At 70.7% G+C, this 26,569-nt stretch carries 39 protein-coding genes; 16 read left to right on the top strand and 23 right to left on the bottom strand.

Annotation, left to right across the window (positions count from 1 at the left end; all coding sequences use genetic code 11):
• Positions 1-7: 7 nt before the first annotated feature.
• From AC067J_RS18765 to AC067J_RS18685, 17 genes are all read right to left on the bottom strand, one after another.
• Positions 8-529, bottom strand: a complete 522-nt coding sequence (locus AC067J_RS18765) for a hypothetical protein (protein ID WP_478300500.1) — start codon at positions 527-529, stop codon at positions 8-10.
• Positions 526-1,695 carry a hypothetical protein gene (locus tag AC067J_RS18760; protein WP_478300499.1) on the bottom strand — a complete coding sequence of 390 codons (1,170 nt, stop codon included), beginning with the start codon at positions 1,693-1,695 and terminating at the stop codon, positions 526-528. The genes AC067J_RS18765 and AC067J_RS18760 overlap by 4 nt, the downstream gene beginning before the upstream one ends.
• Positions 1,695-2,843, bottom strand: coding sequence for a hypothetical protein (locus AC067J_RS18755; RefSeq protein WP_478300497.1), 1,149 nt, complete (start codon positions 2,841-2,843; stop codon positions 1,695-1,697). Before AC067J_RS18755 ends, AC067J_RS18760 begins: the two co-directional genes overlap by 1 nt.
• Positions 2,844-2,857: 14 nt before the next feature.
• Positions 2,858-4,063: a phage distal tail protein gene (locus AC067J_RS18750; RefSeq protein ID WP_478300495.1), complete on the bottom strand. Its 1,206-nt coding sequence runs from the start codon at positions 4,061-4,063 to the stop codon at positions 2,858-2,860.
• A gap of 4 nt (positions 4,064-4,067) precedes the next feature.
• The gene (locus AC067J_RS18745) at positions 4,068-6,239 is read right to left on the bottom strand and encodes a hypothetical protein (protein ID WP_478300494.1); all 2,172 of its coding nucleotides are present in this window, start codon (positions 6,237-6,239) and stop codon (positions 4,068-4,070) included.
• A 44-nt stretch (positions 6,240-6,283) separates the two neighbouring features.
• Positions 6,284-6,823, bottom strand: coding sequence for a hypothetical protein (locus tag AC067J_RS18740; RefSeq protein ID WP_478300492.1), 540 nt, complete (start codon positions 6,821-6,823; stop codon positions 6,284-6,286).
• Positions 6,784-7,128, bottom strand: a complete 345-nt coding sequence (locus AC067J_RS18735) for a hypothetical protein (protein WP_406111272.1) — start codon at positions 7,126-7,128, stop codon at positions 6,784-6,786. Before AC067J_RS18735 ends, AC067J_RS18740 begins: the two co-directional genes overlap by 40 nt.
• Positions 7,129-7,689: 561 nt before the next feature.
• Positions 7,690-8,289 carry a phage tail tube protein gene (locus AC067J_RS18730; protein ID WP_478300489.1) on the bottom strand — a complete coding sequence of 200 codons (600 nt, stop codon included), beginning with the start codon at positions 8,287-8,289 and terminating at the stop codon, positions 7,690-7,692.
• Between the two features lie 19 nt (positions 8,290-8,308).
• Complete coding sequence (locus AC067J_RS18725; protein ID WP_478300487.1) at positions 8,309-8,737, bottom strand: phage tail termination protein; 429 nt, start codon at positions 8,735-8,737, stop codon at positions 8,309-8,311.
• Positions 8,734-9,021: a DUF5403 family protein gene (locus tag AC067J_RS18720; protein WP_478300485.1), complete on the bottom strand. Its 288-nt coding sequence runs from the start codon at positions 9,019-9,021 to the stop codon at positions 8,734-8,736. The genes AC067J_RS18725 and AC067J_RS18720 overlap by 4 nt, the downstream gene beginning before the upstream one ends.
• Positions 9,002-9,385 (bottom strand): hypothetical protein, encoded by a 384-nt coding sequence (locus AC067J_RS18715; RefSeq protein WP_478300483.1) that lies wholly within the window; start codon positions 9,383-9,385, stop codon positions 9,002-9,004. Before AC067J_RS18715 ends, AC067J_RS18720 begins: the two co-directional genes overlap by 20 nt.
• Entirely contained in the window at positions 9,382-9,819 is a 438-nt protein-coding gene (locus AC067J_RS18710) for a hypothetical protein (protein WP_478300482.1), read from the bottom strand. Before AC067J_RS18710 ends, AC067J_RS18715 begins: the two co-directional genes overlap by 4 nt.
• On the bottom strand, positions 9,816-10,742 hold the full coding sequence (locus AC067J_RS18705) for a major capsid protein (RefSeq protein ID WP_478300480.1): 927 nt from the start codon (positions 10,740-10,742) through the stop codon (positions 9,816-9,818). The genes AC067J_RS18710 and AC067J_RS18705 overlap by 4 nt, the downstream gene beginning before the upstream one ends.
• A 163-nt stretch (positions 10,743-10,905) precedes the next feature.
• Complete coding sequence (locus AC067J_RS18700) at positions 10,906-11,394, bottom strand: hypothetical protein (RefSeq protein ID WP_478300479.1); 489 nt, start codon at positions 11,392-11,394, stop codon at positions 10,906-10,908.
• An 8-nt stretch (positions 11,395-11,402) separates the two neighbouring features.
• On the bottom strand, positions 11,403-12,263 hold the full coding sequence (locus AC067J_RS18695; RefSeq protein ID WP_478300477.1) for a VG15 protein: 861 nt from the start codon (positions 12,261-12,263) through the stop codon (positions 11,403-11,405).
• Positions 12,223-13,686, bottom strand: a complete 1,464-nt coding sequence (locus AC067J_RS18690; protein ID WP_478300475.1) for a phage portal protein — start codon at positions 13,684-13,686, stop codon at positions 12,223-12,225. Before AC067J_RS18690 ends, AC067J_RS18695 begins: the two co-directional genes overlap by 41 nt.
• Positions 13,686-15,347, bottom strand: a complete 1,662-nt coding sequence (locus AC067J_RS18685; protein ID WP_478300473.1) for a terminase — start codon at positions 15,345-15,347, stop codon at positions 13,686-13,688. Before AC067J_RS18685 ends, AC067J_RS18690 begins: the two co-directional genes overlap by 1 nt.
• A gap of 75 nt (positions 15,348-15,422) precedes the next feature.
• Here AC067J_RS18685 and AC067J_RS18680 point away from each other — a divergent pair, with 75 nt between their 5' ends.
• Positions 15,423-15,746 carry a hypothetical protein gene (locus AC067J_RS18680; protein WP_478300471.1) on the top strand — a complete coding sequence of 108 codons (324 nt, stop codon included), beginning with the start codon at positions 15,423-15,425 and terminating at the stop codon, positions 15,744-15,746.
• Positions 15,747-15,752: 6 nt separating this feature from the next.
• Here the strand turns inward: AC067J_RS18680 and AC067J_RS18675 are convergent, their stop codons facing one another.
• From AC067J_RS18675 to AC067J_RS18665, 3 genes are read right to left on the bottom strand one after another with little or no spacing between them, the layout of a single operon-like run.
• A complete protein-coding gene (locus tag AC067J_RS18675) occupies positions 15,753-15,983 on the bottom strand; it encodes a hypothetical protein (protein WP_478300470.1) in 231 nt (76 codons plus the stop codon).
• A 12-nt stretch (positions 15,984-15,995) separates the two neighbouring features.
• The gene (locus AC067J_RS18670; RefSeq protein WP_478300468.1) at positions 15,996-16,346 is read right to left on the bottom strand and encodes a hypothetical protein; all 351 of its coding nucleotides are present in this window, start codon (positions 16,344-16,346) and stop codon (positions 15,996-15,998) included.
• The gene (locus AC067J_RS18665; RefSeq protein WP_478300466.1) at positions 16,343-16,666 is read right to left on the bottom strand and encodes an HNH endonuclease; all 324 of its coding nucleotides are present in this window, start codon (positions 16,664-16,666) and stop codon (positions 16,343-16,345) included. Before AC067J_RS18665 ends, AC067J_RS18670 begins: the two co-directional genes overlap by 4 nt.
• Positions 16,667-17,238: 572 nt before the next feature.
• On the opposite strand from AC067J_RS18665, the gene AC067J_RS18660 reads away from it, so the two are divergent.
• From AC067J_RS18660 to AC067J_RS18595, 14 genes are all read left to right on the top strand, one after another.
• A complete protein-coding gene (locus AC067J_RS18660) occupies positions 17,239-17,445 on the top strand; it encodes a hypothetical protein (RefSeq protein ID WP_478300465.1) in 207 nt (68 codons plus the stop codon).
• Between the two features lie 36 nt (positions 17,446-17,481).
• Positions 17,482-17,871 (top strand): hypothetical protein, encoded by a 390-nt coding sequence (locus AC067J_RS18655; protein WP_478300463.1) that lies wholly within the window; start codon positions 17,482-17,484, stop codon positions 17,869-17,871.
• Positions 17,872-17,901: 30 nt separating this feature from the next.
• Positions 17,902-18,735, top strand: coding sequence for a hypothetical protein (locus AC067J_RS18650; RefSeq protein WP_478300462.1), 834 nt, complete (start codon positions 17,902-17,904; stop codon positions 18,733-18,735).
• Positions 18,736-18,803: 68 nt separating this feature from the next.
• The gene (locus AC067J_RS18645) at positions 18,804-18,968 is read left to right on the top strand and encodes a hypothetical protein (RefSeq protein ID WP_478300461.1); all 165 of its coding nucleotides are present in this window, start codon (positions 18,804-18,806) and stop codon (positions 18,966-18,968) included.
• Between the two features lie 46 nt (positions 18,969-19,014).
• Positions 19,015-19,323, top strand: a complete 309-nt coding sequence (locus AC067J_RS18640) for an antirestriction protein ArdA (protein WP_478300459.1) — start codon at positions 19,015-19,017, stop codon at positions 19,321-19,323.
• 115 nt (positions 19,324-19,438) lie between these two features.
• On the top strand, positions 19,439-19,753 hold the full coding sequence (locus AC067J_RS18635) for a hypothetical protein (protein ID WP_478300457.1): 315 nt from the start codon (positions 19,439-19,441) through the stop codon (positions 19,751-19,753).
• Positions 19,754-19,850: 97 nt separating this feature from the next.
• Positions 19,851-20,096, top strand: a complete 246-nt coding sequence (locus AC067J_RS18630; RefSeq protein ID WP_478300455.1) for a hypothetical protein — start codon at positions 19,851-19,853, stop codon at positions 20,094-20,096.
• Positions 20,093-20,329 carry a hypothetical protein gene (locus AC067J_RS18625; protein WP_478300453.1) on the top strand — a complete coding sequence of 79 codons (237 nt, stop codon included), beginning with the start codon at positions 20,093-20,095 and terminating at the stop codon, positions 20,327-20,329. The genes AC067J_RS18630 and AC067J_RS18625 overlap by 4 nt, the downstream gene beginning before the upstream one ends.
• An 88-nt stretch (positions 20,330-20,417) precedes the next feature.
• Positions 20,418-20,888 (top strand): hypothetical protein, encoded by a 471-nt coding sequence (locus tag AC067J_RS18620; RefSeq protein WP_478300451.1) that lies wholly within the window; start codon positions 20,418-20,420, stop codon positions 20,886-20,888.
• A gap of 93 nt (positions 20,889-20,981) precedes the next feature.
• Positions 20,982-21,176 (top strand): hypothetical protein, encoded by a 195-nt coding sequence (locus AC067J_RS18615; protein ID WP_478300449.1) that lies wholly within the window; start codon positions 20,982-20,984, stop codon positions 21,174-21,176.
• 74 nt (positions 21,177-21,250) lie between these two features.
• The gene (locus tag AC067J_RS18610; RefSeq protein ID WP_478300447.1) at positions 21,251-21,748 is read left to right on the top strand and encodes a hypothetical protein; all 498 of its coding nucleotides are present in this window, start codon (positions 21,251-21,253) and stop codon (positions 21,746-21,748) included.
• A gap of 90 nt (positions 21,749-21,838) precedes the next feature.
• Entirely contained in the window at positions 21,839-22,315 is a 477-nt protein-coding gene (locus AC067J_RS18605; protein WP_478300445.1) for a hypothetical protein, read from the top strand.
• A 49-nt stretch (positions 22,316-22,364) separates the two neighbouring features.
• Entirely contained in the window at positions 22,365-22,574 is a 210-nt protein-coding gene (locus AC067J_RS18600; protein WP_478300443.1) for a hypothetical protein, read from the top strand.
• Positions 22,571-22,972: a hypothetical protein gene (locus AC067J_RS18595; protein WP_478300442.1), complete on the top strand. Its 402-nt coding sequence runs from the start codon at positions 22,571-22,573 to the stop codon at positions 22,970-22,972. The genes AC067J_RS18600 and AC067J_RS18595 overlap by 4 nt, the downstream gene beginning before the upstream one ends.
• Here AC067J_RS18595 and AC067J_RS18590 read toward each other — a convergent pair.
• Positions 22,902-24,116: a hypothetical protein gene (locus tag AC067J_RS18590; protein ID WP_478300441.1), complete on the bottom strand. Its 1,215-nt coding sequence runs from the start codon at positions 24,114-24,116 to the stop codon at positions 22,902-22,904. The two genes, AC067J_RS18595 and AC067J_RS18590, sit on opposite strands and share 71 nt — an antisense overlap.
• Positions 24,117-24,252: 136 nt before the next feature.
• Between AC067J_RS18590 and AC067J_RS18585 the strand changes: the two genes are divergently transcribed.
• Positions 24,253-24,468, top strand: coding sequence for a hypothetical protein (locus AC067J_RS18585; protein ID WP_478300439.1), 216 nt, complete (start codon positions 24,253-24,255; stop codon positions 24,466-24,468).
• Positions 24,469-24,753: 285 nt separating this feature from the next.
• On the opposite strand, the gene AC067J_RS18580 is transcribed toward AC067J_RS18585, so the two are convergent.
• Positions 24,754-25,128, bottom strand: coding sequence for a hypothetical protein (locus AC067J_RS18580; protein ID WP_478300438.1), 375 nt, complete (start codon positions 25,126-25,128; stop codon positions 24,754-24,756).
• A complete protein-coding gene (locus tag AC067J_RS18575; RefSeq protein ID WP_478300436.1) occupies positions 25,128-26,384 on the bottom strand; it encodes a helix-turn-helix transcriptional regulator in 1,257 nt (418 codons plus the stop codon). The genes AC067J_RS18580 and AC067J_RS18575 overlap by 1 nt, the downstream gene beginning before the upstream one ends.
• Between the last annotated feature and the right edge of the window lie 185 nt (positions 26,385-26,569).

Raw genomic sequence — 26,569 nt, 5'->3', positions numbered from 1 at the left:
TGGGGGGTCAGGCGTAGCCGGGCGGGAGGGGGACGAGGGTCCAGGTGCCGGCCTCGGTCGCCTGCGGGGCTTGGTTGAAAGGGAGGGCCATGGCTACGCCGGGGTCGACGGTGCCGCCTCCGGTGACGTCGGTTCGGGTCTGGAGCAGGACTCGCTGCCACTCGCCGGGCTGGCCTCCGCCTCGGGGCAGCACCCAGTCCAGGCGGACCCACGAGTTGTTGAGCGCGCCCCCGGTGTACTGCCACTCCGCGGTGACCGCGCGGGCCTTGTCGACGTCGAACAGGCGGAGCCAGACGTTGGCGCCCTGCTTGGAGGAGACGCGGCAGTCCAGGCGGATGACGGGGTGGGCGATGCCTGCGGTGGGGATGGTGGCGGCGGCGCGCCAGGTGGTGGCGACGTCCAGGCCCTGGCGGTAGGGGGTCATGGGCAGCACCGCGCCGAGCGCGGACGCGGTGCGTTCCATCGCGGACAGCCGGGTGTCGATGCCCTGGAAGGAGTCGGCGAGGGTCGGCCGGCCGTAGACGGTCATGCGGCCATCACCAGCTCTCCCTTCACCCAGTCGTCCACGCGCTCGAAGACGGTCGTCGGGACCAGGGCGAGGGTGGTCTCCTCGCCGCTGCTGGTGACCCTGGTGGCGATCTCCTGGACGACGTATTCGGCGTCGATGCCGGGCCACTTCGCGGTGCGGGCGCGGACGCGGATCTTGTGGCCGACGCGCAGCTCGGCGGCGGAGTACTCGCCGCCCGGGTGCAGGGTGACCTCGGGGACGACGATCGGGAAGGCCCCGACCGCGACCATGCGCTCGGCCTGGGCGGTGAGCGTGTCGACGCGCACCACGGAGTTGTTGGTCTCGACGGCGGCCAGGCGCGGGATGCGGCGGCCTTCCTCGGTCTCCAACTGGCCGTTGTACCACCAGCTCTTGAGCTGGCTCCAGCCTTCGCCAGCGCCGTTGACGCCGGTCTCGGTGCACATCTTGTCGCCGTCGGAGGTGACGGAGGTGACGGTGCAGTTGGTGCCGTGCTCCAGGACGATGCCGGTGTCCACGCCTCCGGCCGGGTACAGGAACCGGAAGCGGTTGCGGATCACCCGGGCGTCCACGTCCCAGTCGTGGTCAATGCGGAAGTCGAAGCCCTTGATGACCCCGCCGAGCTGTTCGACGGCCTCACCCACCGACTTCCACTCGTACCAGGGGTAGGTGCGCTCCCGGGCCATGGTGGTCAGGTCGGGGCCGAAGGTGAGTGCGCCGGGCCCGTTGCTGCCCCAGTAGCCGGGCTGGCCGGGGGCGACCGGAGAGGGGTTGTCGGCGAACTGCTGGATCAGCTCGCGGGCGATGGTGGTCTGCTCGCGCGGCACGGTGCCGGTGGAGTACCCCAGGTTGATCATGTTGCGGCGGTAGTACTCCCACAGGCCCACGCAGTCGAGCGTCATCTCCTCGGCGGCCAGGTCCACAGACCAGGTGAGCAGAGGGCCGCCCCACAGGACGCGGCTGCCGCGCTGGACGTGGGCGATGATCCGCCAGGGCGAGATCAGCGACCAGTCCAGGCCCGCGAGGGGTTCGGCCGCCAGTGGCACGCTGAAGGTCGCGGAGCCGGGGGCGTTGAGGATGGAGCGGAAAGACAGGCCCGAGACGGGCAGCTCGGCGAGCAGAGCGCCGCCCTTGAACTCGGACAGGATCACGCGGTAGTCGTCGCTCATCAGGCCGCCGGGACGGTGAACGCGTCGGCGGCGCTGGTCCAGGCCGCCACGAACCGCACGTTGTTGTTCTGCGTGTTGTCGGGGCTGACCATGCTGGCGACGCTGAGTGGAGTGCCGGCCGGGACGCGGATGGTGGCGCTGCCCCGGGCGTCGCGGGAGTCCCCGGCCCGGACGTACTGGGGTCGGCCCGCGCGGCGGCGCTCACCGTGGCCGGTGACCAGCGGGGTGATCCAGCCCTCGCCGAACTCGCCCTTGTACGACACCTCGAAGGAGACGGTCACCAGACGCGGGAAGGTCGCGGCGGGCGCGGTGAACTGGTGCCAGCCCTCCGCGCCCCACGCGCCGTCCCCGGCCTGGTAGGAGGCGTCCAGGCGCACGGCCCCGGGGACGAGAGGGGCGGTGGTGTTCGGGCCGGTGACCTTGTGCATCGCGGTGCTGACCGAGTCGTAGACCAGGCTGCCGGCCGGAGCCCCCACGGCGGCCTGGGCGATGCCCTGGGCGCCTGCGGTGCGGAGCTGGCGCAGCGGGGTGGTGTCGAGCTGGCCTGCGACGACGAACCGCTGGTCCTCGATGCCGGTGATGCCGGTCTGGGCGATGTTCACCAGCGCCAGGCGGATGCAGTTGGACGGGACGGGCCAGTCGCGCGCGCCCGGGGTGGACTCGGCGAGTACGGCGATCGACCACCCCTTCGCGCCCTCCTTCGTGACCTGCGTACCGGAGGCGGCAGCGGCGTAGGGGGTGCCGTCGGCGGCGTAGGTGACGGGCTGCATGTACTGGTCCGCGGTGGTGCGGATGTCCATCAGCAGGGGACCTGCCGGGGCCGAGTCGGGGTCGGCGAAGGCCACCACCATGTCGGTGCGCGCGGCTTCGCCGGGCTTGGGGGTGGAGCACTGGAGCTGAATGCTGGCGTCCAGGTTGGCGAAGTGCACGGCCCCCTTGTGGGAGACAGCCACATCGTCCGGCAGCCACACGGAACCTGCGGCAACCGAGATCCTGGGGGTGGGGTTGTCGACCTTCTCGACCAGGAGGGCGGTAGGCCCGGAGACGCCGACGTGGGCGCCCCGGGTACCGCCGATCATCGTGCGCAGGTCCAGCGCGTCGTAGCGGCCCTGCTGCACGAAGAGCGGAGCACGGAGTTCAACAGCCAAAGAAACAGGGGTCCTTACATCCAGGCGGAGCGCCAGGAGACGTCCGCCGTGACCCCGTCGGGGCCTTCCAATACGTCGAGTTGCACGGTGCTGCCGCCCGGCGGCAGGGCGAACCAGGACGAGCCGGGGTCGACCTGCCCGAACCGGGAAGCGCCGTTGAGGGTGATGCGCCGACGCCCCATGTCGATCACCAGGGCGTCCCCCCGGCCGACCCGCAGTCCCCGGACGGCGAAGCGCTGACGCACCCCGCCGTGGACGAGGGTCAGCGACGGGTCGCGGATCTCGCCCGTGGCGGGGGTGATCCGCACGGTTGGCCAGGTGTCGACCGAGCCCCGGTTGTCGATGTCCGGCGCGGAGCGCGCGGCGGGGCCGGTACCCATGTCGAAGGGGAACGTCAGCGGGAAGATGGGCCTGCCGCCCCGGGGGACGGCCACCGCCACCTTCGCCCGTGCCTCGTCGGCCGAGTACAGGCGGGGGTCGGTGGCCAGCAGCTCGACCGTGACGCGACGGCGTCCCGCGTGGAACTCCTTGTCCACGGTGACGGCCCGCTTGCGGACCCGGGCCATGATCCGTCCGCGCCCGCCGGCCACCCCGGGGAACGCGAACTCGAACGGCTTCTCCGGCCCGCCGGGGGCGGTCGCGGCCAGCAGCTCGGGCAGCTCGTGGTCGTCCAGGGCCAGCATCGTCAGGGTGACGGTGCGCGCGCCCATGTAGTCGGTCCCGGGGGTGAGGCCGTCGCGCTGAAGCAGCTCGGCGTCCGAGGTCCGCACATCGGGTGCGTCCAGCAGCCCGGCCACCTCCTCCAGGACGACGGAGGAGTCCTCACCGAGCAGCAGCCCGCCCCACGACGCGGTCCAGGGCTGGCCGGTGTAGGGGTTGAGGGCGCTGGGCTGGCGGCCGGTGTCCGGCAGGGCCGGGGGCGGCAGGTCCGGCAGCGTGCGGAACACCACCGGCTCCGACCAGAGGTCCAGGCCGGGGCCGGTGGAGTGGTAGCGGACCCGGTACTCGGTGTCCGGCTCCAGCGGCGGGTCGTCCGCCAGCGGGCCCCGGTCGCCGACCAGCGCGGTGCCCGGCCACTCGGGGTCCTCGCCGTCGTAGTGGGCTTTGCCCGTAACGGTGTTGGTGGTCTCGATGTCCGTCCACGCGCCCGGCGTCTTCGTGAAGAAGACGCGGGCGGTGTGGGCGGTGACATCCGAGATGAAGGGTGGGGAGAGCCCCAAGCAGTTACCTCCCGGAGGTCTTCAGCTCCCAAGCGATGGCCTTGCCGATCTCGTGGGGGTCCGCGTTGGTGCGGGCGTTGACGGTTATGGCCGTGCCGTAGCGCTCCCGGCCGGCGTCCTTGGACGCGGTGTCGGGATGGCGCAGACCGGCGGCGGCGCGCTGGCCGTAGCCGTAGGAGTCGAGCGAGCGCAGCCCGGAGGCGACCGGGCGCAGGGCCTGCTCCAGCGGGCTCGCGTACGCGGCCACCGGCACGGCGGCCAGCGCCATCGGCGCGGCCATCAGGGAGCGCGGAGCGGCCTGCGGGGCGGGCGCGGACTTGAACGGGTTGAGGCTGCTGACGATCCCCGAAGCGATGCTGCCGACGTTGATCGACTTCATGCCGTTGATCAGCCCTTGGATCGCCGACTTGCCCTTGTCGTAGAGCAGCGAGCCCAGGTCACCGATCGCGCCCAGGATCTTTCCGGGCAGCCCGGCGACCAGCGAGACGACGTTGCCGATCCCAGTCGTCACCGCGCTGGCCGTACTCGACCAGGCCGAACTCACCGTGCTGACACAGGAGTTCCACGCCGATGACGTCCAGGAGGTGACGTTCCGCCAGCCTGCGGCCACGGCCGAGCCCGCCGACGAGACCGACGACGACACGGTGGACGTCACGGACGCCCAGGACGACGAGGTCCACGACGTCACGGAACCCCAGGTGGACGACGTCCAAGAAGAAACGTTTCTCCACCCGGCCGAGACGGCGTTGCCCGCCGACGACGCGGCGTCCGAGACCCACGAACGCACGGACGACCAGGTCTCCGACGTCCACGACTTCACGTTCGACCAGGCTGCGGACGTGGCGGATGTCAGCCCATCCCAGGCTGCCTGGACGGCGTGCCAGGCCCACACGGCACCGGACGCCAGCGCGTCCCAGCCGGCCATCGTGACGCCGAAGGCCAGCACCAGGGCGCGCAGCCCGAGGTCGACGGTGCGCATCAGCATTGCCGTGGCCTGCGCGTTGTCCTTGAAGACGTCGAAAAACTGGCGCAGGGTGTCCGCGAACCATGAGATCGACGCGGCGATCTCGGGTGAGAACTGCACCGCCAGGGAGGCCATCCCCTGGAGCACGGCGTCCAGGACGCCGACCAGCGGGCTCAAGATCAGCTTGAGCCGGTCGCCCCCGGTGGACAGGGTCAGGAAGAAGTCGCCGAAGGCGGCTCCGATGCCGACCAGCGCCACCGGCAGCTCGTCGGTGAACGCCTTCATCCCCGGCGACGACATCGCCGCCGTCAACTTCGGGAAGAGGACGTCCGTGAAGTCGGTGATCGACTTCACCATGGGGCGTACGAACTGCGCCCCGGCGTCGAAGAACGCCTTGATCACCGGCTCGGCCTGGCGGAACCAGGCCGTGACGTCCTTGACCGCGCCGCCAAACTCGTTGCGGATGGCGGCAGTTGCAGGCTTCAGCGCCTCGGACGCTGCCTGCATCGCCTCCTCGGCCTTCTTGCCGAGGGCCTTCATGTCGCCCGCTGCCGCGATGGCCGCGAGGCCGATCGGCAGCACCGGCAGCGCCGCCAGCGCGATGACGGCGACCAGCCCGGAGGCGACCACCGTCACCCAGGAGGCGATGGCGGTGACCGCCACCAGCAGGGGCAGCGCGGCGGCGGCGGACTGGGCGAATCCGGCCGCGATGCCCAGGGTGCCCTGGGCAGCCGAGCTGATCCCCGACCCGATGCCCTGGAGGGCGGAGGCCGTCTGCTCGATGCTGAGCGTGAACAGCCGGCCGAAGTTGCGGGCGACGTCCGCAGCGCCCGAACCCAGCGTCGAGAGACCGGACTTGACCCGCTCGAAGCCCCCTCTGGCGAGGTGGACGTTGATCCCCAGCCGCCAGCGGCGGCCGGTGAACCGGCGGATCTGGGCCTCGGCCGGGCCGGTGTCGGCGTCGACATCGGCCCGGATGCGGACCGTTCGCTCGCGGGTGAGCGCGGCGATCCTCGCTGCGGCCTCCGCCGTGTCGGCGAAGACGTTGACCCGGGTGGTGCGGTCCTGAGTCAGCTCCCGCAGCCGGGCGGAGACCCCGGTGGTGTCAAGGTCCAGTTTGACCTTGAGCTTGGTGTACTTCTCCAGCATCTCCAGGTACGCCTTCAGGCGCTGGCGGAAGTCCGAGGTGTCGGGCAGGACGCGGACGTGCACGCGCCCGGCCTCTTTGCCGCCGGGACCGGCCATCGGCTCACCTCCTACGTGAGTCGGACCGGTGCCGGCCGGACCGGCGCGGCGGAGCGCGCGAGCACGGCCGCCGGTAGGCGGAACGTTTCTGCAAGGGGGGAAGAAGGCTCGGCGACGGCCGGGCCTCCGCCTTCGCCGACCTCGCGCTGGAGGGCCTGGGCGAAGGGGTTGGTGGCGGCCTGCCGACGGGCCCGCTTCGCGTACGGGCGGGGGTAGGGCTTCGGCCGCTCGACCGAGCGCGGGTTCTTGGCGCCCTTGGCGACCTGGACGTGGGTGAGCGCCTGGACGGCGTCCACCAGGTCCGCCAGGACGTACGTCGCCGCGTCCCAGCCCAGGGCCTCACGGCCCCCGCGGAGTGCGGCCAGCGTCGCCGAGTCATCGGGAAGCGTCCCGATCAGGGCGAGGACGAGACGGGCGGAGTGCCGACCCCGGAACCAGTCCAGGATGTCCACGCCGAAGTAGCGGCGCAGGTCGGCGGTGATCTCTGCGCCGTGCTTGTCCAGCAGCCTGATCAGGCCGACGCTTCCCCCGGCGCGGCCTGCTCCATCCACGCCTCGACCACGGTCATGGTCTGCTCCAGCGGCAGCGCGTCCACGCTCTCGCGCATGGCCTTCTTGTCGGAGGCGACCGCGACGAGCAGGCCCGTCATCGCCTCGATGCGGCGCTCGTTGCTGACCTTCTTCGACTGCACCAGGTCCAGCAGGGACAGCGCGGCCTTCAGGTCGCCGCCGGGCAGGGCCTCGATCCGGCGCAGCCGGACCTTCTTGCCGCCCTTGGCGACGAACTTCAGGCCCTTGCCGGTGTGCTTGCGCTCGGCCTCGGCGGCGAGGTCGGTGAACGTCAGGGTGGTGCTCAAGTGCGCGCCTTTCCTTGATGATTTGACAGGCGTGACGCTCCGTCAGGTAGGGTGATGAAACGATCGGCTCACGCCGGGTCGGTGTTAAAGATCCGTCCACATGATGCTTTTGCTAGCGCAGCTATGTGCCGGTGGGCATGGCAGCGTAATCCAGTTAGACGCCTGAGTCCCCGCATGTGCGGGCTGTGATTTGGTTTTGCGTGCGGCATGTGCCGCTACATCTCCGTATCGAAGCGTGCTTCGATAAGCACTCGATGACCTGCACCGGCGGGTCTCGATTCGACTACCGCTTGCGGTGGGTCGGGTCGAGCCTGCCCTCTTACAGGTCCACTCCCGATCTGCCTTCAGATACAGGGAGTTACGGGTGCAGATTCCTGAGTGGATGTGGACTGCGGGCGCCATCATCGGTGGTGTTCTCTATGGAGTCCGGCTCGTGCTTCGCCGATGGATTCCATCGCTGAGCGAGGACACGATCATCTCTATCCGCGCGATCCGCAGGGTCCAGGCGGAGTTGCGGAAGGGCCGGGTACCCGCACGGTCGACACTCCCGAACCCCGATGATCAAGCCACGGGTTGAAGCCCGGCGGCCAGGTCGAAAACGGGGGTGACGGAGCCGAGCGGGGTCGCCTGGTTGAGGGCGACGACGGTCGCCTTCACCGGCATCTCGCCGAGTGCGGCGGGGTCCATGGTCACGCTGTCCGCGCCGATGATGCTGGTCTTCGGGTAGTGCCAGACCACGGCCTTCGTGCCGTCCACGGCCGCGACCATCAGCGCACGGTTCTGCGCGGTGGGGGTGGTCGGGATGGAGAACATCCCCTTGGCGTCCAAGCCCTTGTCGGTGCCGTAGTACAGCCGGTACGACTCCGCGGTGAAGTCGGACAGGTTGATCGTCACGGCGTAGGTCTTGCTCGGGTCGGTGGTGCGCAGGGACTTGCTCTGCCAGCTCCCCAGCACCTCGGGCTCGTCGCCGTCGACGCTCATCTCGATGCCGTTGTCCAGGCTGGTGTTCCCGATGGACTTCCAGGTCAGGCCCTCGGGGCCCCACTTGGTCGAGTCCTTCGGGTCGAACCCGGCCTTGCTCAGGTCCGGCAGCGCGGTGCCCGGCGGGGCGACGTAGATGTATCCGGTGCCCGGTACCAGGACCGAGGGGTCGTCAGCCAAGCTGAGTCCGTTCCGGCCCTCAACGGGGCCTCGTAGTGATCATGTAGTTGGCCGAGAAGCGGAAGAAGTCCGTCTGGGCCTCGGTCATGGGGTCGGTCGTCATGAACGGCCCCGTGGCCTCGCGGAACCTGCTGAGGTAGCCGTCCGCGTTGCCCCACTGCTCGAAGGTCAGGCGGACCAGGCCGGCGCGGGCCCGGCGGGCGAGCAGGGAGGCGTCCGCGCGGCTGGTGGCGTAGGTCTGGACGGTGAACATGCCCTCGTCCACGTAGCGCTTGTCCTTCATCACCCCGCCGACCCGGCGGGCGATCACCAGGCCGCCCGACTTGCGCAGCGAGAGCTGCCAGTCGGTGGGCAGGTAGACCGCGCAGCGGTGTTCGGGGAGGACCGTGCGCAGGGCTTCCAGGAGGATGCGCTCGGAGTCGGGCATCAGGTACGGCTCGCGGGTCACCACAGGGCGGCCTCCATCGCGTGGATGCCGTCCACCGGCCGCCCGGCCCGCTCGTTCCAGCCGCCCCAGTTCTTGTGGGCGGCCAGCGGGTCCAGATTCACGATCGCGTAGCCCTTGGCGTGGCGGCGCACCTTGATCCCGGCGATGAACTCTCCGGTGTCGATGTGCAGCGCGGCCTTCGCCACGACCCGGGCGGCACGCTCCTCGGCCTCCAGCTTGAGGGCGCCCATGACGCCGGGGAGCCCGGCGATCACGGAGTCCAGGTCAGGACGGATCTCCGCCACTCTGGCCACCACCTTCCACGACGACGGTCACGAAGCGCATGCGGTCCGAAGCGCCGTGGTGGGCGCGGGGGGCGTCGACCACGGCCCAGTGGGTGCCGGGGTCGCCCTGGTCCTCGAAGGTGACACCGGACCACTTGTCGATCACGACTTCCGGGCCGAACACGATCTTGCGGCGGACCGGGGGCGACCAGCCGACCTGTGCGCCGACCGGGGCGCGCCAGCCTGCGGCGTCGCCGACGGGGGCGACCCAGGCCGAGTAGGTGGCGGACGGTCCGGGTGCCGGCCGACGGTCGCCGTAGCCGTCATCGACCATGACGACGGTGTGGACGCTCACGCGGGTGCGGCCCCGCTCCAGCAGGCTCACGCGGCACCCCAGGCGTCTTCGGGGTCCGGGAACGGGTAGCCGGTGCGCAGGCCGCGCGAGGCGACCTCGCGGCGGGCCTGGACGGAGCGCAGACCACCGCGGCCTGCCACCCGCTCGATCAGGGCAACCTCGCCCCGGGTCAGGGACAGACCCATCGGGGAGCCGTCCGGCATCCGGTAGGACACCTCTCCGGCCTGCTCCTGGACGTACCCCTCCGGGTTGCGGAAGCGGCGGTCGGCGACGGCCAGGGCCAGGGTGCGGATCACGGGCGGGTGCCGCTCGGGCGACCACGCCGGGTGGCCCTGCGCGCGGATCACCCAGAACGCGTCCTCGATCGCGGCGGACGCCCGCGCCCAGTCCGGGGTGTCCGGCACGGGGGCGGGGCGTCCGAGCCGGGCGAACAGCGCGTCGACCGTCAGCCCGGCTGCCGTCACGCGGCCAGGGCGAGCTTCGGCTCGCCGGTGAAGGTGACCCGGATGCCGCGTACCTTGACGATGTTCTTCGGGTCCTGCCAGTTGGTCTCGCCCTTCTTCAGGTCGGTGACCAGGGTGGCGCCCCAGTACGAGCTGAGGAACGAACGCTCCATCGCCGCGCCGCTGTTGTAGTCCTTGATCCAGCGCAGGGAGAAGCCGTCGGCGTTGCTCCGACCGCCCTTCGCGGACTCCGGGACGGACGGTGCGCCGGAGACGAGCTGGATCGCGCTGCGGTGGAAGGCGTAGACGCCCAGCGGGCTCAGGGTGTCGCTGGTGGACTCCACCAGGCGGAAGCCGTGGACCCGACCGAGGGTGCTCTCCTTCAGGGCCGCGCCGCCGTCGGCGTGCTCGGCGGCGTTGAGGATGGAGGAGGAGTTCAGCAGGTAGAACGCGGCCTCGGAGCCCAGCACCGCGACGCGGCCCTCGGCGGGGACGTTCTCCCGGTTGAGCTGGACGCGCAGGCGGGCGAGGGCCTTGCGGATCATCTGGCCGGCCGCCTCGTCGGACGTGGCCTTGGTGAGGTCGACCGGGATCTTCGCGGAGGTGGCGACGTCCGGGAACTGGTTCATCGCGGTGGCGACCTTGCGCTCCAGGCGCTCGGTGATGGTGTCGACCTGCGGCACCATGACCTGCTCACCGAAGCTCAGGAGGTCGAGCGACAGTTCCGCGTCGGAGAGGTCCACCGCGGAGTAGGCGTGGGTGTCCATACGGACTTCGAGAAGGCCCTCGTTCAGGGTCTCCGACTTGATCCAGGTAGCGGTGTCGTTGAAGGCGCGCTTGGTGTCGATCGCCTCCTCGGCACCCTTCAGGCGGCCGGGGCGGCGGATCGAGATGACCTGACCGGTCGCGTTGACGAACTGCTCGGCCGGGCGGCGGTCGAACATGTTCGCCAGGACGACGCTGTCCTTCAGGTTGGCGATGGCCTGAGCGACGAGCTTGTCCGGGTTCTGGAAGGCGTTGGCACGTGCGGGGTTGGTGCTGATGGCGCTGTTCCTCGGGGTAGCGGAAAGCCGCCCCGGGGCAGGGCGGCCTAGGTGAAACGTTTCTTCAGATGCCGTAACGGCGCTGGCGCAGCTTCTCGGCCAGGCCCTTGTACGGGTCGGGCTCGGAGTGCGGGGTCAGCCCGCCCGCGCCCAGCAGCGGGCGGGGGGCGGCGACGGCGGCCAGGGCCTCGGCGTGCTTGCGCACCTCGGTCTCGTCGCCGCCCTGGACCAGGGCGGCGAGGACCGGCGGCAGCGCGTACTCGGAGGCGATCCGGTCGCGCAGGGCCTGCTCCTGGAGCTGGGCGACCTGCGCGCGCAGCTCGTCCGCCTCGACGCCGGCCTCGGTGGAGCGCTCGCGGGCGGACTGAAGGTCGGCGTTCAGCCGCTCGTACAGCGCCTTGTAGTCCGGCTCCACCGGGGCCGTGCTCTCCTCGCCCTGCGGGGCCGGGGCCGGGGCCGGGGCCTCGGGCTGCGGCTCAGCGGCCGGCACGGTGGCGGGGTTCACCACGCCGCCGGGGATCGCCTCGGCCGGGGTCGGGGTCTGCTCGGTCAAGCTCTCTCCTAGGTCTTCGTGGTCTTGCTGTAGTAGGTGCGCCAGTCGGCCAGCGAGCCCCCGCCGAAGTCGCGCCACATCCGGGAGAACTTCGTGTTCTCGGAGGGGAGTTGGTAGCGGCGGGAGAAGATCGGGACCGGCTGGCAGTGGCAGTGCGGGTGCGCGCCGAACGCGGCCGTGCGCTTGGACTTGTAGACCGCGCCCCGGGAGGCCATGAGCGCGCAGAAGTAGCAGGGGCTCGCGTCGGTCTTGCGGTAGTAGCCGAGCGCCCCGGGGTCGTCCTGGAGGGCGGCGTGGATCGCGTCCCGGCCGCCGTCCTGGACGAGCATCCCGCCCGCCCCGCTGCTGCCGGTCTTCAGCGACTCGGCGAACTCGCGCTCCCAGGCGAGCAGGGCCGGGTCGTCCAGCGCGGCCGAGCCCTGGCGGGCGGGGCGCTCGCGCTCGTGGCGCTCGACGCGGTCGGCGACCTGGTGGCGGAACGTTTCTTCAGCCCTGCGGGCCTCACGCGCCAGGTCGGCGGCGGGGAAGGGGTCGCGGGTGTCAACGGGCAGAGGCGTTGACGGTCCGGAGCCGGTCCGCCTGCCCGTGGCACGGTTGAAGTCGACCCACAGGGAGCCGAGCGAGGAGGCCGGCCGGTAGCCGGGCCCGCCGATCACCCGGCCGGTCTCCAGCGCCCGCACCAGCCGGTAGTAGGCGACGGAGAGCGTCCGGGAGACGGCCGCGGATTCGCGGACCGCCGCCGTGTACTGGGCTTCCAGCTCAGTCAGCGCGCCCGCGAGCTCGCGGGCCTCGACGGCGGCCAGGGCCTCGGCCCAGCGGGCGGCGAACTCAGCGGCGAGCGCCTGCTGCGCGAGCTGGTACGCGGCCACCGCCCGCAGGATCTCGGCGGTTCTCGGAGTCCACGCCACCGGCCGTCGCCTCCTTCTGCTGCTTCAGGGCCTCGGCTTCGGCGGCCTCGGCCTTGCGGGCGGCTTCCTCGGCGGCCTTCACCGCCTCGTCTATGTCGGCCTGGCTGAAGCCCGGCACCTTGCGCAGTGCCACGCTGAGTGGGACGCCCTGCTGCATGAGCTTGACCATGGCGTCGGCGGCCTGGGCGAGGGATCGGGTGGCCTTCTCGGCCCACTCGACCTGGCTCTCGTCCTGCTCGACTTCGCCCCGGCCGGCCGCGAGCGCGCACAGCCGGAACACCGACTCCCACGACTCGCCCAGCGAGTCCTGGAGGGTCGAGAGAAACCGCTTGAACGAGGTCTCGGCGGCGGCCAGGGCGTCCGCGCTCAGGTTCACCAGGTTCGACCCGGCGAGGTAGTGCGGCGGCACGTCGGCCAGGCCCATGATCTCTTCGACGGTCTGGCGGCGGGAGGCCAGCAGGTCGCCCGTCGGCATCGTCGGAAGCTGCCCGAAGCGGGCGTCGCTGTTGGGCGCCATCAGCAGCGTGGACGGGTCCAGCGAGGGCACGTCGTACACCGGCTCGCCGGTCTCCGGGTCGCGCAGCGGGTCACCGGTCTCCGGGTCCAGCCGCTCGGAAGGGGCAAGTCCCGAGGCCCAGCGGATCGCGTGGGCGCCCCAGTGCTCGGTGAGCAGCAGGGACAGCGTCTGCTGGTTGAGGCGGTCCTGCGGCGTGATCAGCGGCTCGACCAGGCTTCGGCTGCGGCCCCGAAGGTCCACCGCCGGGGAGAACCGCACCACCGGGCACAGGCCCATGCCGTGCGGCTCGGAGGCGAGCACCGCGGAGTCGGGCTCGGCGTCCAGGTCCAGCGTGTACTTCGCCACGTCGTCCCACAGATAGCCGACGGTGCGGTCCTCGTCGGGCTGCTGCTCGGGCACGTGCAGCGCGAACAGGGGGAACTCGTCCCACGCTGGGTCGGCGTAGACGGCCACCGTGCTGATCGCGTCGTACGCGCGGATCGCGGGCTCCTTGCGGCCCTTGCGCGGGTCCGGGGTGACGACGACGTACGCGGCCCCCGAGGTCAGCGCGGCCCGGTGGACGGCGTTCTGCCGCTCGTCCAGCCGGGCCTTCTGCCAGTACTTCCACTCGTACGCGTTCTCGCCGGAGCCCGGCTTGCGGAACCCCTGCACCCTCAGCGCGTTCAGCGGGGCCTCGACCGCGAGGGAGGAGACGTTGACGATGCTCCGCTTGACGAGGTCCTTGAACTCCGCGTTGGCCTTGGCCGGCATCCACGGCGCGCGGTGCAGGCCGCGGGCGTAGCGGTCGACCAAGTTGAGCCGGTCGAAGTCGCGGTCGATCAGCGACTTCGCGTGCCGGGCGCGCTTGATCACGACGGGGAGGGACATCAGAACCCTCCTCGGGTCTGTAGCTGGCCGGGGGCCTTCGGGGGCTTGAGCTTGCCGCTCTCGGTGAGGCGGCGGTGGGCGATCCAGGCGAGGACCATGCAGGCGTACAGGTCGATTTTCAGCTTCGACTCGCGACTCTCCTTGCCGAAGCTGATGCCGTACTGGTTCGGGCGCTTGCGCGCGTTCAGCGCGTGGCGGGTGAGCGAGTAGTCGCGGACGTGCGGCAGGGCCACCGTCTCGATCGCACCGACCAGCGCCTGGTGCTCGACGGTGATCTCGCGCTGGTTGGCGCGCATGTCGAAGCCGACCGAGGAACGGCCGGACGCCTTGATCAGCAGGTGTTTGCCGTACTTCTCCGACCAGTCGGCGACGTAGGACTCCCACCCGGCGACGTCGGCGAAGAAGCCGACGACGGTGTACCGCTGGAAAGTGTGGGCCACCATGTCGTTGACCTCGGTGCCGTCGACCTCCCAGTTCTTGCCGGCCGGGCCGTCGGGCTTCTCCCACAGGGCGACCTTCTGGACCAGCTTGTCCCGAACTCGCATGGCGAGAAGCCCAGTTGAGTCGTCGTTCTTGCCACCGTCGAACGCGAGCACGATCCGCTCGCCGGGCTTGATGCCGTCGGCGGGCTCCACCGCGGCGAGGTCCCAGGTGTCCCGGTCGACCAGCGCGTCATCGTGTGAGCTGAGCTGGTTGAGGTACTTGCGGCGGGACTCGTCCTCGCTGGTGCTGGCGGACCAGATGTCCTTCATCACACGGTCGGGGTTGATCCACACCGAGTCGCCCCGGGCGCACAGGATCGCGGCGCGCAGCTGGTCCTCGTCGGCGAGGTCGACCCCGGGCGGGGCCTCCACCGAGTCGTAGTAGATACCGGCGTCGCGGTTAACCCCGTCGCGCTGCTTCTGGAAGGCGTACCAGGTGCCTTCGGCCACCGACTCCTCGCCGATCACGGGGGCGTTGGTGATCTCCATCGTTCGCCCACCAACTTTGGTGGCGTTGGGCCGAATGGTGGAGGCCAGGCGGGGGCCCCCGGTGGCCTGCACCCAGTGCCACGTCTCGTTCAGCAGTGCCAGAGATGGCCGCCCGCCCTCCGCAGCGCGGAAGCTGGACGCCTTCGCCTCCAGTCGGCACTGGCGGCCGTCGGTGTCGGCCTGGCTCGCGTAGCAGACCTCCTGGCCGAGCTTGATCGCGTACCGGTCGATCGCGGCCTGGCTGAAGATCGTGGAGAACGCCGACATCGTGTTGACGTTCTGGCCGGCCGCCGTGGCGAAGATCTGGACCCACGCCTCTTGCGGCGGACCGCCGATCGGTGAGCCGTCGGCGCGGAAGCCGACCAGGCGGCACGGGCCGACGAACTCCATCGCGCAGACGGACGCCATCATCGGGTCCTTGCCCCAGCCCTTCAGGCGGCGCAGGGTGCCGGACTCGTACTTGAAGCTCCGGCCCCAGGTCTCGGGGTCGTTCGGGTCCTCGGGTACGGCGTCGTCGCTCAGCTCGTACCAGCGGGCCAGGATGCGGCACTGCTCGGGGCTGTACTTCCAGTCCGGCCGGAAGGCGTGCGCCGACCAGCGCAGCAGCTCGCCCGCGAGGGTGCGGTGCGGGTGCGGGACGATGTCCGGGAGGGTTCGGACGGGCTTGTAGGTGATGGTCAGTGCGGCCACCTCCTGATAGCACTCCACCAATCGGCATGAGGGCACTCACTGCCCAAGCGCTTCGAGAGGAACTAAACTGACGCCATGTCATCGGCGGAAAAGCCAAATTGGACGTGGGTGATTCGCGCCCGGGGGAGGCAAATCAGGATGTGGCGGCGCAAACCTGCGGAGGCGATGGTCCGCACCGAGACGGAGATCGTAGGGGCGATACCTCCCGCTGAGATGCTGGCCAGTCTGACTGCTGCGGCAGGGGCCGCCAGCGTGATCGCCAAGGCGAAGATTGAGTCCCGGACCGAGATCCGCAAGGCAGAACTCGATGCCGAGACTCGACGGCTTGAGATCCTCGAAGAGACCAAGCGCGAGCGGCTACGCATTCAGGGCGAATCGGCCCCTCCGGACGAAAGCTGATCTCGTCTACCCAGCGCTGTGTGCCTCCCGGCGGGCGCGGGCTTCGAGCAGCCGGGCAGCGTCAGCGGAGACGTGCTCACCGGCTGCGAAGGGCGAGTTCATGTCGTGGGCCCACAGCTCGCGGGCGACGGCGTGCGCGACCTCGCGGTCAAGACACGCCTCGTAGTAGACGATCGTCCGCGCGATGCGCAGGGACTCGTCCGAGGGGCCGACGGCCCGGGTCTTGCGGCGTGCCACGGCGGCCCCTTCTCAGACTCGGTTGCCCCAGCGGGCGCCCACGGCGTCGCGGGCGTTGTGGCCCCGCTTCGGCCCGTCGCCCTCACCGCGGATTCGGGCGAGGTGGCCGGCGGCCTGCGTGCGGTTGAGCTGGGCCTGCGCGATGCCGGGGTGCAGGACCATCATGTCCTTGCGGTTGCCGCCCTCGATCATCTGACCTTCGCGCTTCACCACGGCGTCGAGCTGGGCGGCGCGGGCGAGCATCGGCGCGGCGATGTCGATCAGCGCGAGGTCGGTCGGCTCCAAGTCCAACTCGGTCTCGTACAGCTCGACCAGCGCGGCGCGGATCTTCGCCGCGTCCTTCTCGGTCGGGTCGACGTTCAACGAACCTCCCCGGGGTGGCGTCGGCGGGTTCGGGCGGGCTGCCAGCGGTCCGCGGCGGCCCTTCGGCGGGCCCGGCCGGCGTCGGCCGCGTCCTTGCGCAGGACGTGCCAGTCGCACAGGGCCCGCAAGTTGGCTGGGGTGTCGGGGCCGCCTTCGGAGGCGGGGACGATGTGGTCGCAGTGGCGCGCGGGCTCGCCGCACAGCTCCCCGGTGTCGTACCGGACGTGCTGGCAGCGCCAGGCGTCGCGGTTCATCACCGTGCGGCGAAGGCGGGCCCAGTGCGGGGGAAGCGGGGTCGTCCGGCGCGAACTCGCGGCCACGGCAACCTCCTTGAAGCGCAGGGCCCCGCCAGGTGCTCGACCACGACCGGGGAGAGAGGGCCGGAAGGGGAGCGGTGCCCTGGCGGGGCTACGGGAGGAGGCCGGCCAGGGTGCCGCTGCAACGGGTGCGCGCACGCGCGCGGAGCGGCCTCCACATGTATTAAGTCGCCACGGTTAACACCGCCGACGCCCGCGGCCTCACTCTCCGTGGTCAGTACGTGGCAGTGAGTACATCACTGCTGGTCACGCTGCGTAGATGATCCAGAAGAAGGGGTCGGCCGGCGTTCGTATCGGATCTCGACTGCTATGACGCTCCGGGCATAGAAGGAACGCGCGCGGGAGGCACCCCCCGGGGTGCCCCGCCACGATCGCCGAACCACCACGGCGACCACGCTAAATCTCTTGTGCTGCAAGGGAGTTGACTTGCTCTCGCGTAAGCGCGTCTTCCGACTTGGCGAGAACGAGCGCTTCGCTATGTGTGATTCAGATCACGCAAGATGCGTTTGACTCGGGCGTATCTCAACCCGCAGTGTTGGTCCTGCAAGCGACCGACCGAGCGAAACGAGATCACGATGCGTAACCACATCACCCCCGCCGCCCTGGCCCTGGCCATGGTCCTGGCCGGTGCCCCGTGGCAGACCGGCAACTGGGGTGGGGGCATCGCGGCGGGCATCCTGACCGGCCTTACGGCGCACGGGCTCCGGTGGCTTGCCCGCAAGGCCCGGAGGGCGTCCACCCCGGCCCCGGTCAACGCCTACGACCGCGACCGCAACGCCTGACGTTTACCGCCCCGACTCAACACCCGGAGAGGTCCCGTGAACCTGCGCCGCACCCTGGCAACCCTCACCCTGGCCGCCGCAACCGCGTTCGGCGGGTGGGCAGTTGGCCACCACCCGACCCCCGCACCCCCCAGCATCACCGCCGACGACGTCTATGCCGTGCTCGGTGAGGGGCAGACCGTGGCCGCCGCCTGCGGACGGGGTCACGAAGCCTGCGAAGCGGCCCTGACGGGCTCGCGGGGCATGGCCCTGGCCGGACGGTCGGTGACCTTCTGGGAGGACGGCTCGTGGTCGCTCGCGGGCTCCGGCCCGGCCAGCGAGGACGCGTACACCGCCGCCTTCAACGACGGGTGGGCGACCGGCATGCAAGACGCCTGCGACCAGGGGGCGGCCTACGCCTGCGACTGGCTCGCCACCACCAACTGACCGCCCCCGCACCACCGCAAGGAACACCCGATGAACGCCACTCTCGCCCCCGAACTCGCCGACGCCGTGGACAAGTTCGGCAGCAGCTACGACACCGCACAGAACCTGATCACCGAGTGCGCCGCCCACGACTGGGCCCGGATAGCCATCGTGATGGACGTGTCCGGGTTCCTGGAGGACGGGGACCACTGGTACGCCACCGAAGCGGAACAGGTGCTCGCGGCGTCCAACTACGAAGCGGCCAAGCGCATGTTCACGGAGGAGTGCGGGCCGATCGGCGGCCGGTGGGACGACACCGGATGGATCATGTACGACGCTGACGACCCCACCGCCGTACGGCTCGCCGAGCGGATCACCGGATCACTGCACGGATACCCGATCTTGGACGAGGCGGACCACAGCGAACGCGAGTGGGAAGCCATGGTCGAAGAGGTGGAGGGCTCACCCCTCACCCTCCCCGACGGGGTGGACGGCGCGGACGTCCTGCGCGAACTGTCCTGCCCCCAACTCGGTTGCATCACCATGGACATGGTGGAAGACGCCCTGTCCGGCATGGGGTACACCCCATGCTCCGACTGTGACGAGTGGCTGACCGTGATGACCGCCCGCAGCGGTGAACCGCTGTGTCGTGACTGCGCACTCGAAGAGTCGCGCCCGGAGGTGACGACGGTCCGCCCGATCCCCGGGGCCGAACCGTGGCGGGCCTACACCGTGTACGGCCGGGGCGAACCGCTGGTCGACGTCCTGACGCCGTACCTGGACGGCTACGCCACCCAGCAGGGGGCCGCGTACCGCGAGGACGTGCGCGCCATCGTCCGGGGCTCCCGCGCGGGATACCGCGCCGTGTACGGCCGGGCCGCGTAGGCACCAGGCCCCACCCCCTCCCAACTCCCGCACCACAGAACGGAAGTACCACCATGACCCGCGCCGACATGATCCGTCTTTCCGGCTACTGGCCCAACCTGGCCAAGCTCGGCATGGACCACCCGGACGACGTGCACGCGATGTTCGACGCGTTCCGCGACATGCGCGCCGAAGGGGAGACCGGCCTAGACCTCCTGCTGTCGGAACTGTTCGACGCCCCCGACAGCGTCTGACCGCCGCCACCCCGCGCCACCGCACCGACCCCAGGAAGACACCACCGTGAGCCGCACCGCCGAGTACCTGACCGAGCTTGCCGAAGACGCCGGAATCGTCGCCGAACTGGAAGCCCTCACCGCCTACGCCGCGTACACCGGAAACGCCGAATACGCCGTGCGGACCTTCGAAGACGCGTACTGCGGTGAGTGGGACGACCTGGAGGACTTCGCGCACGACTACCTGATGGAGACGGACGCCGAGTACCGCGCGGTGCGCGAGAGCTGCCGGGGGTGGCGGGCCTCCCTGGACATGGCCGCGTGGGAGTGCGACTACTTCCACGCCAGCAGCGGGCACGTCTTCCGGTCCGTGTGAGCTGTGCGCCCCTGGTGGCGGCCCGGCCCGCCCGTCGGGCCCCCGCCAAGGGTGCACAGACACCAGGCCCCACCCCCTCCCGCTTCCCCAGCGCACACCCCCTTGGAGCACAGCCATGCCCGTTGACCTGATCAAGTCCGCCGACGTTGCCCAGCAGTTCACCGAGATCGTCGCGGACTACGACCGCGCCGCCACGGACGAGTTCGCCTGTGAGGACTGCGGCGGGAAGCTCGAAGCCGCCGCCCCCCTGTGGTTCAACGTCCGCCGGGGTCCGAATGGAACCCCCGTCCTGGACGTGTACGGCGTCGGCATCGAGTCGTCCACCGTCGGCTGCGCCGAGTGCGGCCGGAACGCCGGAGAGGCCCTGGACCGGCTGATCACCGACGCCATGTGCCCGTGGGACAACGCGCTCTCCGGCCTGGAGGTCTGAGCCGCTTCGGTGGCGGCCGGACGTTCTCCGGCCCCCGCCGTGGCCGCTCTGGCAACAGGCCCCACCCCCTCCCGAACCCCGAAGGAACAGCGCCACCGTGAACACCGCCCAACTGCAAGCCATGGTCGACCGCGTCCACCGCAGCGAGCAGGAGTGGGAAGCCCTCTTCTACGACCGCATCCCCACCTACGACCCGCACCACGACGACCAGCCCGCCGAGGACCGGTACATGGGCGACTACGACGAGGCCGACGCCGACCGCGCCTTCGACAGCCGGGAACTGCTGCTCGCCCTCACCGCCGAACTCGAAGGCATCATCGCCGCTGCGGAGGGCGCCCGGTGATCACCCGCGAAGACTTCAACCTGCTCTCGCACTGGTCGTTCTGCGACCGCATCGGGGCCGACGTCGCCGACCCCGACGGCACAGCAGCGGCCAGGCTCGCCGAAGCCGGATACCTCACCCCCGGGGCCGTGGCCGGGTGCTGGCGCGTCACTCGCGCCGGACAGGCCGCCCGCGCCGAGTACACCAGTGTCCACCCCGTCGGCCGCGTCGTCGGCCGTATCCCGCTCGACTGAGCAGCCCCGCCCGGGGTGGCACCAGGCCCCACCCCGGGCGGCTGGCACCAGGCCCCACCCCCTCCCGAACCGAAGGAACAGCGCCACCGTGAACACCAGCGACGCCTACGACGACATCGTTCACCAGCTCCGCGAGCACGCGACCGACAACGGCGCGCGGGCCTACGGCACCGAACAGGACGCCCCCAGCGTCAGCCCGGACATCCTGGCCCAGCGCCTCGCTCGGCACGCCACCAGCCACGGGGCGACCATCACCCCCGGCCCGGGTGGGGCCGTCACCGCCGAGTGGACCCGGCCCGGCCGAACCGTCCGCGTGGTGTGGCGGCCGGTGATCCGCGCCCGCTGGGTCGACCTGTCCGAGCCCCTGCCCGACTGGACGCCCGACAGCACCGCCTACGGCAAGGGCGCCCAGGACGCCAGCCGGATGACGGGCTGGCGGCTCAGCCGCTACGGCTACCGGGTCTGGGCCACCGCCGTAGGACTCAGCGGCGACGACGGCGAGTGGTGGGCCTACGAGACCGGCCAGACGGACTGGTGGATCTCCCACGACGGCCGCTGACACCAGGCCCCACCCCCCGGCCGGCCGCAGGGAGTCCCCGAGGCCGGCATCAGGCCCCACCCCCGCCCGCACCACCCGCAGGAGAACCGCCCCATGCCCCGCTTCGCCGTCCACATTGACGAGACCGTGTCCTACCGCTTCGTGGTCGAAGCCGACGACTACGAAGCCGCCGAGGCCGCCGCCGTCGACCTCTTCGAGAGCGACGCCCGCAACGACGGCTACAGCCACTCCAACGAGATGCAGGTCTACGACCCGGAGCCGCTGGACGCCCTCCCGGCCGCCGCGTGACCGCGCCGCTGACACCAGGCCCCACCCCCGGCACCAGGCCCCACCCCCGGCACCACCGAAGGAACAGCGCCACCGTGAACACCCCCGACCTGACCACCACCCTCCGCCTGCCCCGCGAGGGCGGACACGCGACCGTCACCGTGACCACCCCGGCCGGACGCGCCGCACAGGCCAAGCACTCGAAGGCCGTGCAGACCGCACTGGACCTGCCGACGCTCAGCAGCCCCGGCCGCGCGGTGAAGATCGGCCCCGGGCCCCGCCCCCGGATCAAGCCCAGCAACACCCGCAGTGCAGGGGCCGGGTGGCAGCGCTGGACCGAGCCCGACGGCCGAGTCCGCTACGGCGTCGCCAGCGACACCGACCCCAGCGTCCTCGGACTCCTGCGCCCGTCCGTACGCGCGACCCGTGCCCGGTTCCGCGTGGTGGTCCCCGCCGACGGCGGGGAGCCGTTCGCCATCGCCACCGCCCCCGGCTTCGGCTGGTTCCGCGACAAGGACACCGAGATGGTGCCCGCGCTTCTCCAGGACTGCCTGCCCGGCCTGCTCGTCAGCAGCACCGAACTGGCTGCCTGACCCGCCCCGGTGCGGCCCGGACACCCCTCCGGACCGTGCCGAGCCCGGTCAGACACCAGGCCCCACCCCGAGCAGCCCAAGGAACAGCGCATGCCGAAGTACATCGTCCCCGTCGACCTGATCACCGTGCACGTCGTCCCCGTGCTCGCCCCCACCCCCGAGGCCGCCCAGCGCGAAGCCGAGCGCATCGTCACCGCCGACTGGGAGACCTGGTACGACCACGCCGAACCCGTCTGCGTCGGCGACGCCCTCACCCCCGAACAGTGGGACGCCGAGCAGAAGGAAGCCCCCCGGCTCGGCCTCGTCCCGATGGGCACCCCCGGTCGCCGGCCGAAGAAGGACACCCCCGCGGCCAAGCCCCGGGCGCCCCGCACCGACCACCACGCCGACGGCTCCGTGTGCCCGCCCCAGCACAAGCACACCAGCAGCGGCAAGCCGCTCACCGAGGGGTGCCCCGGCCGGACCTACTCCACCGCCACCTGCACCTGCGGCTGGACCACCCGCAACACCGCCAAGGGCTACACCGACGAGACCCGCCGCCGCCACCTCGCCACCGAGCACGGCTGACCGCCCGCTGGCACCAGGCCCCACCCCCTCCACGTCGAAGGAACACCCCGTGCACGCCACCCCCGAGCCGCTGCGAGTCATGGACCTGCCCCGGCACCTGACCTTCGGCTACACCGCCCCCGGCACCGTGCCGCACGTCGCCCTGGTCGACGCTCCCGAGCGCCGCGCGCTGTGCGACCCGGACACCCCGCTCACCCCGGACTGGGCGCTCAACGGTGACCCGCTCTGCCCGGCCTGCGCGCCGCTCGTCCAGCCGTGACCCCAGACCCCACCCCCACCCCGGAGACGCCCGTGCCCACCGCCACCGCCACCGCCACCCGCTACACCCTCACCTACCCGGCCACCGGCCCCCGGCCCCCGCTGGCCGTCCGGTTCACCGCCGCCCCCGACGACAAGGGCACGTGGACCGTCGAGCGCCAGCCGTTCGGCGCGGCCGGCCGAATACTCAGCGGCGACCAGCCCCGTCGGTACTTCGGCGACGAGGCCCAGGTCCGAGCCGAGGCCGCGTACCGGGGGCGCGTCGTCCGCGAAGTCCTCCACGTCGGCCAGATGCTCGGCCTGGAGCTGGAACCCCGCGACGTCCGCTTCAGCGACGGCGTCCCGACGCTCGACGGCATGGACGCCGGGGAGTGGCTGGACGCCATGGGCACTGACTGACCCCGCCCCCGCTGGCACCAGGCCCCACCCCCACCGCGCCGACCCGCAGGAGACACCAGTGCCCACCCCCCGCACCCCCTGGATACCCGGAGGCGGCACCGCCCTGGACTGGGGCCTGCGCGACACGTGCCCCGTCGGCGTCGGCCCTGGCGGCTACCGGGGCGAAGGCGGGAAGGTGTGGTGTCTGTCCTGCGGCGACCGGTATGCCGGGCGTCCCGCCCAGGTCGGTGACGACCACGCTCACCGCGACGACGCCCACCACGCAGCCCGTCTCCACGCCGACGACCACGAAGCCGAGATCCGCCGGTACGTCACCGCCGAGCGCAACCGGGAGGTCCGCGAGAAGTCCGGGTGGACGAGCAGGGTGTACGACCTCGTCTCGGCGGCCTGCGGCGACGACTACAGCGGGGTCTGGTGGGACGGCACCGGCTACCGGCTCGTCCCCGTCGGGGCCCGGCTCGACGCGAAGGGCCGACGGGTGCGCCGCTGCGTGGTCGAGCTGGTCGTCAAGGCCGGGTTCCTCCACCGGGACGAGAACGGCAACGTGACCGCCACCCCGGACGGTCGGACCATGCTCAAGGTCTGGCAGCACCACCGCGCCGACCTCGCCGAGCCCTGGCCCGTCCGGCACGAACCCGAGCGCCTGCCCCCGCTCCCCGGGGGCCAGGAGGACAAGCGCCGCCAGGAAGCCGCCCGCAAGCTCTGGGCCCAGCTCCAGCGCGAGCACGCCCAGACCCGGGCCGAACTCGTCCGCCTCCGCGAGCAGGCCGAGCAGCGGTACCAGGACGAGCTGGCCGCCGAGCGCCAGCGACGCGAAGACGAGCGGGCCGAGCGCGAGCGCGCCGAGCGGGCCCGCACCGGGGAGGACATCGACCTGACGTGGTCCGCGGTGGCCGCCAGCCGCTGGACCGTCACCGGTGCCGGCCACGACCGCCGCCTCGACGTCACCCTCAACACCACCGACTTCGCCCACGACTCCTACGAGATCCGGGAGAACGGCTACTTCGTCTCCCGCCACCGATACCCGCACCAGGCCGACGCCGCCGTGCGCCAGCTCCTCACCGACGCCGTCGAGATCGGAGAGCGGACACCAGGCCCCACCCCCGCCCAGCCGTCGGCCGAAGTGCCCGTCGACCGCTGGCACCAGGCCCCACCCCCGCCCACCCCGCAGAAGGAGACCAGCCCTGACCATCCACCCCGACAACGTCCTGCCCGACGGCCGATGGAACGACCGGCTGTTCGACCTCGAATACGAGGGCAGGAGAGGCCACTACCGGGTCGTGCGCGGCCTGGGCGAGCAGATCGGCACCGTGGAGAAGCACGGGGGTGTCTGGATGGCCAAGGACGCCTCCGGGGCCTGGGTCGGTGCAGCCGCCGGCCGACGCGGCTACACCACCCGCCAGGTCGCGGCCATCGAGCTGTCCACCATGGTCCCCCTGCCCCCGCCCGAGGAAGAAGAGCAGTACCGGGTGGCACCAGGCCCCACCCCCGCCTGAGCACGTACTCCGCTGCCGGGCCCGTCGTGGCCAGGGCCGACACCTGCCGTGTCGGAATGCTGAGTGTCGAAGCCAATCTGGGTCGAGCCTCACCAGTAGGGCCTATGTCTATGTTCTTCTTAAAATGTCGTCTAAAAAAGACATAACGACATAGCCACTACGCTGTACTACCCCAACGGCGACCCAGCGTGACCGCAAGCCAGAGGCCCCACCCACCCCGACGCCGGGGACAGGCGGGGCCTCTGTGGTCGGGACCGTGACGGGCAAGGCGCTGAAGCGCCGAACTCAGGAGTGGGCCCGCTCGATCGTCTCGAAGATGTCCGCATCGGTCTCCTGCTGCCAGAGCGGTAGGTCGCTCCAGTCAGCCACGTATCCGGGCTTCGGATCTTCGATGTGCTTGTAGATTTGGGCGATCCAGCACGTAGCGACGAACCGTCCCTTTTGCTCGCGGGTGAGCTTGGACGTATTTCCGCCACTCACGCTGATGAACTCGTGGATCTGGCCGGACACCGCCGCAGCGCAGTCGCGCTCCCATTGAGGGGTGTCTTCCCATGGCGTGATGTAGCCGGCCTTTGGTTCGCCAGGAAAGTGCTTCCGCACTCCGGCGATCCACGCCTCGCGGAAGATTTGTCCGTCAGCCGACAAGGAAGACTCCTTCATCAGACAGCGCCTTCGAGCGCTGAGATTTGTTGGTGCAGTGCTGAAGCCCGGCCGTCGGCCATCAGGGGGGCGAGACGATTGCGAACGCCCTCCAGCTTTCGGCCGATGTAGCCTGACCCGGTCTGGTCTGCCAGCTCCAAGGCTGCTCGTGTGTAGTGGAGTGTTTGATCAAGGTCGTGGCGCTCGGCACCTAGGGCTGCTAGCTCAGCAAGTACCGCCCCTCGGCGGCGCATTGAGAGCGACTGCGAGAGTGCGGCTATCAGGGCTTCCTCAGCCAAATCCGGTCGGCCGAGTGCGAGATAGCAAGTCCCGCGTTCTTCCGCGAGGCGAGAGCCGTCGAAGCGGAGCCACCCGCCGTTATGAAGCGTGTCAGAGAGGTTTCGCACCTTGCTCGCGTTGTCGAGTGCGTGATTGGTCGCATCAAGGTCGCCAAGGCCCGCGTGCACCTCAGCTTGGACTGCGGCCACCCAATACCGGGTCGACAGATGGGGGTCGCCTCGCTCAGCAACCCGGGAAGCCGTCTCCAGTATCGGAGCTGCGGCCGAGAACCGTTGCTCGTAGAGTTCTACGAACGCATGGCGGGTCAATGCGCAAGCCCACATGTCAAAGTCGCCAGCTTCCCGGCTCGCACTGGCGGCCAGGGTGTAGCAGTACGCGGCATCGGTGTACCTGTTGGCGTCGAAGAAGATTTCACCGGCAAGCTGGTAGAGATCCCCTACGAGCGCGCACAGCTTTTGGCGAGAGGTCTCGCTTTGGCTTTCGCCGAGGCCCTTGGCCAAGAGACCTAGTTGGTGCCTAACCATCGGATAGACAGCCTGCTTGGAGTCGGAGAGACCGAACACCTTCCAGAGGTGGGAGTTCAACTCAGGTCCCATCTCCAACAGGGACGCGGCCACTCCGGGCCGAGACTCGGGCACTTCGGAGCCTGGTAGTGCGATGAGCGCACCGGTCACAGCAAGCAGGCCCAGAACATCGCGGCGCTTCATGTCGTCAGTATCACCAAGAGAGGGGGCAGCGGTGTAGACCGCCGAGCGATCAGGGACCAGCACCTCTGGTGAGAGGAGGTCCGCCAGCCCCTCCTGGGTGACCTTTAAGAGTCTTGCCAGCTTCGGGTGGATGTAGCCCTGGGGGTCGGTTGTGCCGGCCTCCCAGCGGGTGACGGTGGAGACCGCCACCCCAAGGGCATTGGCGAACGCCTCTTGACTGTAGCCCAGCGCCTTGCGGCGTCGGGCAAAGTGCACCCTTCTCGAAGCCACAGCACCCCCGTGCGGATCGAAGGCCCAGGTCAGGCCGGACAGTGCGTTGATTATGCCTGACTGATGCTCACCCTTTGCTCTGGTTCTGCACAACTCCTCGGCCGTTCACTGGTGCTGGCCACCCCCACGGCGAAGGAGGAGAGATCGATGGCGACACCCAAGAGCAGGCGTGCGTACCGCGAGGT

The organism is Kitasatospora sp. NPDC042419 (genome assembly GCF_056437345.1).
The sequence above is the reverse complement of the archived record's forward strand: the minus strand, read 5'-3'. Positions and strand labels throughout refer to the sequence as shown.

Excerpts from the sequence above, each read along its gene's own strand:
- AC067J_RS18765 (WP_478300500.1), bottom strand. The coding sequence starts at position 529 with ATGACCGTCTACGGCCGGCCGACCCTCGCCGACTCCTTCCAGGGCATC.
- AC067J_RS18760 (WP_478300499.1), bottom strand. The coding sequence starts at position 1,695 with ATGAGCGACGACTACCGCGTGATCCTGTCCGAGTTCAAGGGCGGCGCT.
- AC067J_RS18705 (WP_478300480.1), bottom strand. The coding sequence starts at position 10,742 with ATGTTCGACCGCCGCCCGGCCGAGCAGTTCGTCAACGCGACCGGTCAG.
- AC067J_RS18690 (WP_478300475.1), bottom strand. The coding sequence starts at position 13,686 with ATGTCCCTCCCCGTCGTGATCAAGCGCGCCCGGCACGCGAAGTCGCTG.
- AC067J_RS18680 (WP_478300471.1), top strand. The coding sequence starts at position 15,423 with ATGTCATCGGCGGAAAAGCCAAATTGGACGTGGGTGATTCGCGCCCGG.
- AC067J_RS18660 (WP_478300465.1), top strand. The coding sequence starts at position 17,239 with ATGCGTAACCACATCACCCCCGCCGCCCTGGCCCTGGCCATGGTCCTG.
- AC067J_RS18650 (WP_478300462.1), top strand. The coding sequence starts at position 17,902 with ATGAACGCCACTCTCGCCCCCGAACTCGCCGACGCCGTGGACAAGTTC.
- AC067J_RS18645 (WP_478300461.1), top strand. The coding sequence starts at position 18,804 with ATGATCCGTCTTTCCGGCTACTGGCCCAACCTGGCCAAGCTCGGCATG.
- AC067J_RS18635 (WP_478300457.1), top strand. The coding sequence starts at position 19,439 with ATGCCCGTTGACCTGATCAAGTCCGCCGACGTTGCCCAGCAGTTCACC.
- AC067J_RS18615 (WP_478300449.1), top strand. The coding sequence starts at position 20,982 with ATGCCCCGCTTCGCCGTCCACATTGACGAGACCGTGTCCTACCGCTTC.
- AC067J_RS18605 (WP_478300445.1), top strand. The coding sequence starts at position 21,839 with ATGCCGAAGTACATCGTCCCCGTCGACCTGATCACCGTGCACGTCGTC.
- AC067J_RS18580 (WP_478300438.1), bottom strand. The coding sequence starts at position 25,128 with ATGAAGGAGTCTTCCTTGTCGGCTGACGGACAAATCTTCCGCGAGGCG.